Below are 10491 nucleotides of genomic sequence, written 5' to 3'. Positions count from 1 at the left end.
GTATGGAGTCGTGCTCCCTTTTCTGCTCGGTTCAAATCCCCGACAAAGAGAAGGAAAACAGCTGACTGGCGAATAGCTTCTTGAGGCACCAATTCATACAAGGCATCTTTCTTTTCTTGACTTCGTACCACAATCACAGAGTAGGATTGGAAATTCTTCCAAGACGAGGCCATCTGGGCTGCTGTCAGGATTTCAGTCAAGTCTTTTTGAGGAAGGACTTGCTCCTTAAATCTTCGAACAGACTTATGAGCTTTCATCAGTTTAATCGTTTCTGTCATCGACGGTTCACTCCTTCTAAACGAGTCTCCTCAGCCAAATAACGGATGCGTTCCATGACGCGTCTGGCTTCCCAGGTTTCGTTATTTCCATGTTTCCCTTTAGCGAAATGCAGCTCCAATTCTTCAAAGTTGAAGTTGGAGGTGAAAAAGGTCGGTAAATCTTCCTGCATCCGATATTGAAGAATGACCTGGAGGATTTCGTCACGCACCCAAGCTGTTGATTGCTCGGCACCAATATCATCTAAAATCAGGACTTCAGAAAGCTTAATCTCATCCACCAATGTCTTAACATTGCCATCACCGATAGCATTTTTGACATCGATGACAAAACTAGGATAATGGAGGAGAGTGGAGGAAACACCACGTTTTTCTGATAAATCATGAGCCAAGGCAGCCACCATGAAACTTTTGCCCACACCAAAGTCTCCATATAGGTAAAGACCTTTTCGAATAGCTGGATATTGCTCCACGAAGGCTAATAGCTTTTCAAAAACTGGCAAGCGACCCAAATCATCCAAGTCTACTTGAGCCAAACTAGCTGTCCTGAGACTGGCTGGCAGATTGATTAACTTGAGACGATTCTTAATAGCCGCTTCTTTTCCCGCTGCGATTAGTTCAGGAGTTTCTTCATAAGAAACGTCCGCATAGCCATGATTCATAACCAAAATCGGCTTGTAGCCTTTGGCAATATAATCCGTATCACCACGGAGAAACTTGTCACGCTCGGTAATGTACTGATTAAACTTGGAGATACTGCGATTTAATTCCTCTGGAGTCAAGGATTCTTGCTGGATAAAGGCCGCAACATCAGGGTCCTTCATGATTTTCTGGACCAAATCTTGATAGTGAAAACGGCTAGGTTGACGTTTGAGTACGTCTCCGACACTTTCCATCTAATCTCCTCCTTTTTCTAATCGAGCTAATAGTTCTTGTTTCTTACGTTCTAGTTCCAGACGAGTTTCCTCGCTGGTTTCATTCTTATAATCTGGATTGCTCCACTTGGGTACATTGGACTTGGTAGGACTGGGTTTACTGCCTTTTTGAGCCTGACTCTTTTGCCCTCTCTCACGGATGCGCAAGACTGCCTCTTCTGCCGAATGAATCTTTTGATAAGCATAGTCATTGGCTACCTTCATGGCATATTTCTCATTGATATTTGCCGAATCGACCTTATTAAAGGTCAATAAGAGAATGATATTGATGACTTCGTCCAGCAAACCCAAGCCAGCCATCTGTTGCAAAAGTTCTCTTTCTGTTTGGGTAATACTTGCCTTACGAGTTTGCTTGATTTCTGCTAAGAACTGCAGGGCAGTTTTACTTTTTGCTTCCTTGATAATGGTTGCTTCCTTAGGATTAAAGTCAGAGGAAACTGGTTTTTGAGCAATTTTTTCCCGCATGCGTTTGGTTGAAATAACCTGGGAAACAGCTGTTGACTTGGCCAATTGATAGGTCTCAAACCAAGTCCACTTCTTCTCCTCGGCAATGGCAAAGAGGTTTAAGACATCGGACTGCTCATCCGCAAAGCGAAGCCCATCTCGAGCCATCAGCTGACGAAAATGGTCCAAGTCAAAATCGTTGGCCACTTTCTTCTTGAGACCAAGGTCTTCTTGACTTCCCAGTTCTGCCAAATCTGGAAAGACTTGATTTAGGGAGACAGGTATTTCTTCTCCCTCAGCTCTTTCAACTCCCAAATCTTCCACCGATGCATCGCCAATTTTTTTCTCCAAAAGTCTGCGATAAACAGGATGTTCCAAGAAGTCCTGACTCGAAAGAGGAGCATGAATGGCTAGCTGATAAACGTCCCCCTTTTGATAGAGGGTCAAGAGATTGAAAGCAGATAGGATTTTCAAGGATTTTAAAAGTCTGTCCATCCCAAAGTTGAGATGGTTGAGAATACTTGAAAAGAGGTATTCCTTTCTACCATTATCCCAAAAACTAATCGTATAAAGATAAAGGCTCAGTGCCTCCTGACCGATAATCGGGAGGTAGCACTGTACCAGAGATGAGGTATCTTGCGACACCCGATTATTCTTTAAATAAGAAAAACGGTCAATTGGCTTCATTTATCTTTCCTTTTTCTTTTTAGAGGACTGGGTGATTTGTTGGAGCAAGCTCTCTAACTCACTCACATCCTTAAAACTACGATAGACGCTGGCAAAACGTACATAGGTAATCTCATCTAACTCAGCCAACTCCTCCATGACGAGTGAACCAATGTCCTCACTTTGAATTTCATTTTCATTTCGACCACGGAGTTTCTGTTCGATACGATTGACTACCATGTTGATTTCATCACTTGACACAGGACGTTTCTGGGCTGAGCGGATAATCCCATTAAAGATTTTATCTCTGGAGAATTGTTCCCGCGTGCCATCTTTTTTAACAACCACTAAGGTTCTTTCTTCTACCCGTTCGTAGGTTGTAAAACGGTGTTGGCATTCGTCGCACTCACGTCTTCTACGAATGGTGTTCCCTTCTTCTGCTTGGCGACTATCGATAACACTTGACTTGGTAGCCCCACATTTTGGACAACGCATCCTTTCCCTCCTTATCGTTTTCTTTTCATTATACCATTTTTTAAACGATTCCCAAAACAATTCTTCTTTTTGCTTGACAAGTTTTTTGTTTTGTTGTATTATTTAATTAAGACAAAGAGATAAAAGAAAGGAGACCAAGATGTCCTGGACATTTGACAACAAAAAACCCATCTATTTACAGATTATGGAGAAAATCAAGCTTCAGATTGTTTCCCATACACTGGAAGCCAATCAACAACTTCCAACCGTGAGGGAGCTAGCTAGCGAGGCGGGTGTCAATCCCAACACCATCCAAAGAGCCTTGTCAGACCTTGAACGAGAAGGATTTGTCTACAGCAAGCGCACAACTGGACGATTTGTGACTGAGGATAAGGAGCTAATCGCCCAATCACGCAAACAATTATCGGAAGAAGAATTGGAACACTTCGTTTCCTCCATGACCCATTTTGGCTATGAAAAAGAAGAACTACCAGGCGTAGTTGGCGATTATATTAAAGGAGTTTAAGCCTATGTCATTACTAGCATTTGAAAATGTATCCAAATCTTATGGAGAAACCCCAGCCCTCGAAAATGTTTCTCTTGACATCCCAGCTGGAAAAATTGTTGGTCTCCTTGGCCCAAACGGCTCAGGAAAAACAACCTTGATTAAACTAATCAATGGCCTCTTACAACCAGATCAAGGACGCGTCCTTATCAACGATATGGACCCAAGCCCAGCAACCAAGGCTATCGTAGCTTATTTGCCAGATACGACCTATCTCAATGAGCAAATGAAGGTCAAAGAAGCCCTAACCTACTTCAAGACCTTCTATAAAGATTTCAATCTTGAACGTGCCCATCATTTACTTGCAGACCTCGGCATTGATGAAAATAGTCGTCTCAAGAAATTATCAAAAGGGAACAAGGAAAAGGTACAACTGATTTTGGTTATGAGCCGTGATGCTCGTCTCTATGTTCTAGACGAACCCATTGGTGGGGTGGACCCAGCAGCCCGTGAGTATATCCTCAATACCATTATCAACAACTACTCCCCAACTTCTACCGTTTTGATTTCAACCCACTTGATTTCTGATATCGAACCAATCTTAGATGAAATTGTCTTCCTCAAAGACGGAAAAGTCGTCCGTCAAGGAAATGTAGATGATATTCGCTATGAGTCTGGTGAATCCATTGACCAACTCTTCCGTCAGGAATTTAAGGCCTAAGCAAAGGAGATTATTATGTTTTGGAATTTAGTTCGCTACGAATTTAAAAATGTTAACAAGTGGTATTTAGCCCTCTACGCTGCCGTGCTCTTCCTTTCTGTCCTCATCGGACTTCAAGCACAGACCTATAACCATCTACCTGTCAAAGAAAGTCAACCCGCTCTACTCATTTTTCTAGCTACTGTCTTTGGTGGTTTGATGATTACGCTTGGGATTTCAACTCTTTTCTTGATTATTAAACGCTTTAAAGGCAGTGTCTATGACCGCCAAGGATATCTGACTTTGACCTTGCCAGTTTCTGAACACCATATCATCACAGCCAAGCTAGTCGGTGCCTTTATCTGGTCTGTGATTAGCACTGCTGTACTAGCTCTAAGTGCTTTTGTTATCTTGATCTTAACAGCTTCAAATTGGTTTGAAATTTCTGACTTGATTTCACTTGCAGGAACATACCTTCCTCAACTCTCTCTTATGGGGGTATCCTTCCTGCTTAGTACAATCTCAGGAATCCTCTGCATTTACTTGGCCATTTCTATTGGACAACTGTTCAATGAATACCGTACAGCACTTGCTGTTGCAGCCTACATTGGTATCCAAATCGTCATAGGATTTATTGGACTTTTCTTCAATACCAGTACTAACTTCTATGTCAATTCACTTGCAGGATTTAATGATAATTTCTATATGGGAGCAAGTATAAGTATTGTTGAAGAACTCATTTTCATAGCTATCTTTTACCTCGGAACCTACTACATCTTGAGAAACAAGGTTAATTTGCAATAAAAAATGCCCAGCTAAACAGCTGGGTTTTGATTTAACTCAATATCAAACTGGCTACGATAGGGCTGACAAAGACATAGAGAATACCGGTGACACCGATAGCCAAGCCACCCATGGCTCCTGCTACAGAGCCGTATCGGAAGGCTGTTCCCGTTCCGACTGCGTGACCTGTCCCTCCAAGGGAAAGGCCAACAGCTACTGGATCGTCTATTTTCAACCACTTCAAAAGGGTTGGTCCGATCACACTGGTTAAAATTCCAGTTGCCACTACAACCACCAAGGTCACAGTCGTCAACCCTTGCAATTTTTCTGTGATTCCCACTGCCATAGCGGTTGTTACTGACTTAGGAAAGAGAGAAATGGCTAGGAAAAAGTCCATTCCAAAAATCTTAGCTACAAGGGCTGTGAAAGAGGTATTGACAACTACCGCCAGCAAACTACCAAAGAGAATACTCCGTGCATGGTGCTTCATCAAATGAAAACTCTTATAAAGCGGAATCCCTAGAGCTACGGTCGATGGGACAATCAAGTTGTTCAGATAAACCCCACCTTGGTAGTAATCTTGGTAAGAAATACCCGTCACTTTTAGAAAGATGATAATGAAAACAGCTGACAAAAGCAAGGGCGTTGTCAATGGATGAGGAAAACGTCTGTAAATCAGCATTCCCACTAGATAGGCTAAGATAGACAGGGCAAGCCCAAACAGGGGATTGGAAACAAATTCACTCATTTGGCATCTCCTTTCTCATAATCTCCCTCAAACCGTCGTTTGATAAACTGAACCACCAAGGCTATGAGGATAATATTGATGACTGCTGCAAAAAAGACAATCAAAACAATTGGCAAAAGATAGGGAGCAATCACATCAAACTTCTCCATGATTCCCACTGCTGGCGGTAAAAAGAGAATGGTCATATTGGCCAGCAAGAAATTCCCCACCATGTTGACATGCCTAGTTCTCAGCCACTTGAATTGTAGGGCTAGAAAAAGAATAATCAAACCGATAATACTGCCTGGGATGGGCAAATGAAAGGAACTAGAGATTCCCTCTCCGATTAGAGAAATCACAAAGAGAATCATTAATTGAACATATAATTTCATCCTATACTCCACGAAATAGACTTCTTGCATACCAGTTTACTCTTTTTTCAGAAAATTTCAAGGAAATGCACAAGAGTCATTAAAAATTAGAGAGGAAAGGGGATACAAACAATTCTTGACTTGTGAAAACAGGCATGATTTAGGATAAAGGATGCCTGCGTCTTTCTTGCCAGCTCTTTTGAAAAGTAGTATAATTATTGCATGCGCAATCATCTTGTGATACAGAGACTGTCCGCGAATGGACATTCTTCTATGCTATAACTCTAAAAAGAAAGGAGATACTATGACCTATTTGGAAAAATGGTTTGACTTCAATCGGCGTCAGAAAGAAATTGAAAGTCTCTTGGAAGAGACTGTTGCTAATCAGAGTGAACAAAGTCTGACCTTGAAAGAGTTTTACCTGCTCTACTATCTGGACTTGGCTCAAGAAAAATCTTTACGCCAGATTGACCTGCCAGATAAACTTCATCTGAGCCCGAGCGCTGTTTCTCGGATGGTGGCTCGCTTGGAAGCCAAAAATTGCGGTCTGCTTAGTCGCAGGTGTTGTGATCAAGATAGACGCTCTAGTTTTATCTGCCTGACAAGTGATGGGCAAAAGACACTGGCCTCTCTACAAAAGGCTGTCGAAGAAAGCTTGGAAACTGGTTTGGATTTCTTGATTTAAGATGATTTTAGAAAAAAGTTGCGTGCGCAATCATTTTTCTTGACATTCTCTTTTACAAGGAGTAAAATAAAATCATCATTAAACAAAGGAGTTTTTAAAATGATTGAAATTACCTATCTAGATGCCAGCAAGAATGAAAGAACTGTAACTTTCGAATCTTATGAAGACTTTGATCGTTCACAACAAGCTTGCCTTATCGGCGTCGCAGACTACTACCCTGTCCAAAAATTAACATACAACGGTCATGATTTGGATTACCATGGGACTTATGGAGATATCTTCTTCTATCTCAAGAAACAAGATTTAAGCCAATATAACTAAAAAAAGGAGCAATACAATGGCAAAAGCAATTACAGATGCAACATTCGAACAAGAAACTAAAGACGGTTTGGTCTTGGTAGACTTCTGGGCAACTTGGTGTGGTCCATGTCGTATGCAAGGTCCAATCTTGGACAAATTGTCTGAAGAAATTTCAGAAGATGTCTTGAAAATCGTTAAAATGGACGTTGATGAAAATCCAAACACAGCTCGTGCTTTTGGAATCATGTCTATCCCAACTCTTCTCTTCAAAAAAGACGGCCAAGTGGTGAAACAAGTTGCAGGTGTTCATACTGCAGAACAAATCAAGGCCATCGTTGCTGAATTGAGCTAATCACACGAGAGACCAAGTACTTGCTTTGGTCTCTTTTTTCTTGCCCTTTGCCATTTTTCAAAAAATATGCTAGACTATAGGTAGAATATTACGATGTTTGGGACACGCCATCGCTAAAAAAAACCTCGATTTGGTATTTTTTAGCTCCCTCATGGGAGCTTTTTGCGTGCTCTAAACATTTCCCATTTTGGAAGGAGTACTATGAAACGTCAATCTGCCTTGGTCGTCTTTAGTGGCGGTCAAGATTCTACAACCTGCCTCTTTTGGGCTAAAGAACACTATGAAACGGTCGAAGCCGTTACCTTTGCCTACGGCCAACGCCATCACCTCGAAATTCAAGTTGCTAGAGAAATCGCTAAGGAACAGGGGATTCGTCATCATACCCTAGATATGTCTCTGCTAGGGCAAATCACTGAAAATGCCCTGACCTCTGATCTGGAAATTGAGCAAAAAGAGGGGGAGGTTCCCAATACCTTTGTTGACGGTCGCAACCACCTCTTTCTATCCTTTGCGGCAGTTCTTGCTAAGCAACGAGGTATTAAAGATATCGTGACAGGTGTCTGCGAAACAGACTTCTCAGGCTACCCTGACTGCCGGGATGTCTTTGTCAAATCTCTTAATGTTACCCTCAACCTTGCTATGGATTACGACTTTGTTATCCAAACACCTCTCATGTGGCTAGACAAGGCTGAAACTTGGGAATTAGCCGACCAACTCGGTGCCTTTGACTATGTTCGTGAAAAGACCTTGACCTGCTACAATGGAATTATCGGAAGTGGCTGTGGAGATTGCCCAGCTTGCCACCTACGTCAACATGGTCTAGATGTTTATCTCTCACAGAAAGGAGAGGCCTAATGTTTTTTGCACCCAAAGAAATCAAACAGGAAACCGGGGAGTCTCTTGTCTACAATCCTCACAGAACCTTGGTATCAAAAGAGTTTACCTTTGATGCTGCTCACCACCTCTTTCACTATGAGGGAAAATGCAAATCCCTGCATGGCCACACCTATCATCTGCAGATTGCTGTCAGTGGATTTTTAGATGAACGTGGCATGACCTACGATTTCGGAGATATCAAAGCGATCTACAAGAACTACTTAGAGCCCCACTTGGATCATCGCTATCTAAACGAAACCCTCCCCTATATGAACACGACTGCTGAAAATATGGTTTACTGGATTTTCCAAACCATGAGTCAAGAGTTGCCCGACGAACGCGGTCTTCGTTTGGAATACGTTCGCCTCTATGAAACTCCGACTTCCTTTGCGGAGTTTAGACGGGAGTGGTTAGATGACTAGGGAACGTGTCCTCAAACTACCAGTTCTGGAAATTTTCGGCCCAACCTTTCAAGGCGAAGGCCGTGCAATCGGGCAGAAAACCATGTTTGTCCGCACTGCTGGTTGCGACTACCACTGCGACTGGTGCGATTCTGCCTTTACTTGGGATGGCTCTGAAAAGCCAACTCGTATGACTGCTGACGAGGTCATTGCTGAGTTGGATAAATTAGGGAGCTACGACTATGTCACCCTGTCTGGGGGAAATCCTGCTATCCTAGCAGCCAACATGGCCGAATTGGTCACCAAGCTCAAGGAACGTGGTGTCACTCTGGCTGTTGAGACCCAAGGTTCCCGCTGGCAAAATTGGTTGAAAGACATCGACCAGGTCACTCTCAGTCCCAAACCTCCTTCATCCAAGATGGAAGTCAACTTTGAGACCCTGGACTTTATCGTTTCCCAACTGGATCCAGACAAGGTCACCTTTAAAATCCCTGTCTTTGACGATGCAGATTTGGCCTTTGCCAGAGGAATTCAAGAACGCTACCAACCAGATGTCCTCTTCTTATCGGCTGGAAATCCTGAGCCCAAGGCCACAGGCAATATTATCCAAGATCAACTGGACCGTCTCAAAGAACTCTGGGAACGCATCGCTGCCGACGATAGCTGGGGCAATGTCCGCGTCCTTCCTCAACTGCATACCCTCCTCTACGATAATCAACGTGGTGTTTAAGATTAGAAAGAAAAAATCATGTCACAACAAGAAGAAATGAAAAACCTAAGCCTACTAGGCAATAAAGAAACCAACTACATTTTCGAATATCAACCAGAAGTCCTCGAATCTTTTGACAATCGTCATGTGGAAAATGACTATTTCATCAAGTTCAACTGCCCTGAATTTACCTCACTTTGCCCAATCACTGCTCAGCCAGACTTTGCAACTATCTATATTTCCTACATCCCTGACAAGCTCTGTGTTGAGTCAAAATCCCTCAAACTATACCTCTTTAGCTACCGAAACCACGGAGATTTCCACGAAAACTGTATCAACACCATCGGGAAAGACTTGGTCAACTTGCTAGATCCTCGCTATTTAGAGGTCTGGGGAAAATTCACTCCGCGCGGCGGCATTTCAATCGACCCTTACTTCAACTATGGTAAACCTGGAACTAAGTATGAAGGCTTGGCAGAACAACGCCTCTTCCAACACGACCTTTATCCAGAGAAAATTGACAACCGTTAAACTCATACGAAAAAGCCCTGTTCCTCAAAATGAGGAGCAAGGCTTTTTAAGTTTCAATTATTCTTCTGTTCCAAGGAAGTTTTTAGCAACAAGGGCTGCAAGAACTCCACCAGCGATTGGTGCAAGGATGAAAATCCAAACTTGTTGAAGGGCTGCGCCACCTACCAAGACAGCTGGTGCCAAGCTACGAGCTGGATTTACTGAAAGCCCAGTAATGTTCAATCCAACAAGGATCATAGCCATCAATGACAAACCGATTACCAAACCAGCAATCGCGCCATTTCCCTTGCTTTCTGAAGTCACAGTCATGATAACTAAGACAAACAAGAAGGTTGCGATGACTTCAAACAAGAAACCACCAAAGACAGTGACTCCGTTTGCCAAGGCATTTTCACCAAGACTAGCAGTTGACATACCTGAATTAGCCAAGAGGAAGAAGACAGCGCCAGAAGCGATGAAAGCTCCAACAACCTGACCAAGGATGTAGTTGACAAGGTCTTTTGATGACAAACGTTTGTTAACAAACATAGCGATCGAAACCGCTGGGTTCAAGTGGGCACCTGAAATAGTTCCGATTGAGTAGGCTGCAACCACGATTGCCAGACCAAAGGCAAAGGCAATTCCAAGGTGACCAAGACCTTCAATACCATTTCCAAAAACAACAGCTCCTGTTCCGACGAACACAAGCATGAACGTACCGATTAACTCAGCGACAAATTTTTTCATTTTCTTTCTCCTTTTTTCAAAAACAAGATAC

At 42.8% G+C, this 10491-nt stretch carries 17 protein-coding genes; 10 read left to right on the top strand and 7 right to left on the bottom strand.

Annotation, left to right across the window (positions count from 1 at the left end; translation table 11 throughout):
* The 4 genes from ADI58_RS03765 to nrdR all read right to left on the bottom strand — a co-directional run.
* On the bottom strand, nt 1-278 hold a 278-nt coding region (locus ADI58_RS03765; RefSeq protein ID WP_049521520.1), incomplete at its 3' end, for a nitroreductase family protein.
* Complete coding sequence (gene dnaI / locus ADI58_RS03760; protein WP_049521519.1) at nt 275-1171, bottom strand: primosomal protein DnaI; 897 nt, start codon at nt 1169-1171, stop codon at nt 275-277. The genes ADI58_RS03765 and dnaI, both read right to left, overlap by 4 nt.
* Complete coding sequence (locus ADI58_RS03755; protein ID WP_049521518.1) at nt 1172-2341, bottom strand: replication initiation and membrane attachment family protein; 1170 nt, start codon at nt 2339-2341, stop codon at nt 1172-1174.
* Nucleotides 2342-2815 (bottom strand): transcriptional regulator NrdR, encoded by a 474-nt coding sequence (nrdR, locus tag ADI58_RS03750; protein WP_001203672.1) that lies wholly within the window; start codon nt 2813-2815, stop codon nt 2342-2344.
* A 139-nt stretch (nt 2816-2954) separates the two neighbouring features.
* Between nrdR and ADI58_RS03745 the strand changes: the two genes are divergently transcribed.
* The 3 genes from ADI58_RS03745 to ADI58_RS03735 are packed head-to-tail and all read left to right on the top strand — an operon-like array spanning nt 2955 to nt 4803.
* The gene (locus ADI58_RS03745; protein WP_000119147.1) at nt 2955-3320 is read left to right on the top strand and encodes a GntR family transcriptional regulator; all 366 of its coding nucleotides are present in this window, start codon (nt 2955-2957) and stop codon (nt 3318-3320) included.
* Between the two features lie 4 nt (nt 3321-3324).
* Nucleotides 3325-4020: an ABC transporter ATP-binding protein gene (locus ADI58_RS03740; RefSeq protein WP_049521517.1), complete on the top strand. Its 696-nt coding sequence runs from the start codon at nt 3325-3327 to the stop codon at nt 4018-4020.
* Nucleotides 4021-4035: 15 nt separating this feature from the next.
* Nucleotides 4036-4803 (top strand): hypothetical protein, encoded by a 768-nt coding sequence (locus ADI58_RS03735; protein ID WP_049521516.1) that lies wholly within the window; start codon nt 4036-4038, stop codon nt 4801-4803.
* Between the two features lie 31 nt (nt 4804-4834).
* Here ADI58_RS03735 and ADI58_RS03730 read toward each other — a convergent pair whose 3' ends face one another.
* A complete protein-coding gene (locus ADI58_RS03730; protein WP_001288952.1) occupies nt 4835-5530 on the bottom strand; it encodes an LrgB family protein in 696 nt (231 codons plus the stop codon).
* On the bottom strand, nt 5527-5901 hold the full coding sequence (locus tag ADI58_RS03725; RefSeq protein ID WP_049521515.1) for a CidA/LrgA family protein: 375 nt from the start codon (nt 5899-5901) through the stop codon (nt 5527-5529). Before ADI58_RS03725 ends, ADI58_RS03730 begins: the two co-directional genes overlap by 4 nt.
* A 283-nt stretch (nt 5902-6184) precedes the next feature.
* Between ADI58_RS03725 and ADI58_RS03720 the strand changes: the two genes are divergently transcribed.
* From ADI58_RS03720 to queF, 7 genes are all read left to right on the top strand, one after another.
* Complete coding sequence (locus ADI58_RS03720) at nt 6185-6565, top strand: MarR family winged helix-turn-helix transcriptional regulator (protein WP_049521514.1); 381 nt, start codon at nt 6185-6187, stop codon at nt 6563-6565.
* A 99-nt stretch (nt 6566-6664) separates the two neighbouring features.
* A complete protein-coding gene (locus ADI58_RS03715; RefSeq protein WP_000570255.1) occupies nt 6665-6886 on the top strand; it encodes a DUF4649 family protein in 222 nt (73 codons plus the stop codon).
* 16 nt (nt 6887-6902) lie between these two features.
* Nucleotides 6903-7217 carry a thioredoxin gene (trxA, locus tag ADI58_RS03710; protein WP_049521513.1) on the top strand — a complete coding sequence of 105 codons (315 nt, stop codon included), beginning with the start codon at nt 6903-6905 and terminating at the stop codon, nt 7215-7217.
* 201 nt (nt 7218-7418) lie between these two features.
* Nucleotides 7419-8072, top strand: a complete 654-nt coding sequence (gene queC / locus ADI58_RS03705) for a 7-cyano-7-deazaguanine synthase QueC (protein WP_049521512.1) — start codon at nt 7419-7421, stop codon at nt 8070-8072.
* The gene (gene queD / locus ADI58_RS03700; RefSeq protein WP_000464576.1) at nt 8072-8515 is read left to right on the top strand and encodes a 6-carboxytetrahydropterin synthase QueD; all 444 of its coding nucleotides are present in this window, start codon (nt 8072-8074) and stop codon (nt 8513-8515) included. Before queC ends, queD begins: the two co-directional genes overlap by 1 nt.
* Nucleotides 8508-9224, top strand: a complete 717-nt coding sequence (gene queE, locus ADI58_RS11375; RefSeq protein WP_049521511.1) for a 7-carboxy-7-deazaguanine synthase QueE — start codon at nt 8508-8510, stop codon at nt 9222-9224. The genes queD and queE overlap by 8 nt, the downstream gene beginning before the upstream one ends.
* 18 nt (nt 9225-9242) lie before the next feature.
* Nucleotides 9243-9734: a preQ(1) synthase gene (queF, locus tag ADI58_RS11370; protein ID WP_049521510.1), complete on the top strand. Its 492-nt coding sequence runs from the start codon at nt 9243-9245 to the stop codon at nt 9732-9734.
* 57 nt (nt 9735-9791) lie between these two features.
* Here queF and ADI58_RS03685 read toward each other — a convergent pair whose 3' ends face one another.
* Nucleotides 9792-10460, bottom strand: coding sequence for an MIP/aquaporin family protein (locus tag ADI58_RS03685; RefSeq protein WP_049521521.1), 669 nt, complete (start codon nt 10458-10460; stop codon nt 9792-9794).
* Nucleotides 10461-10491 lie beyond the last annotated feature (31 nt).

The organism is Streptococcus mitis, from assembly GCF_001074635.1.
In the GTDB taxonomy this organism is placed as follows: Bacteria; Bacillota; Bacilli; order Lactobacillales; family Streptococcaceae; genus Streptococcus; species Streptococcus mitis_E.
This window is presented reverse-complemented; position numbering and strand designations above follow the sequence as displayed.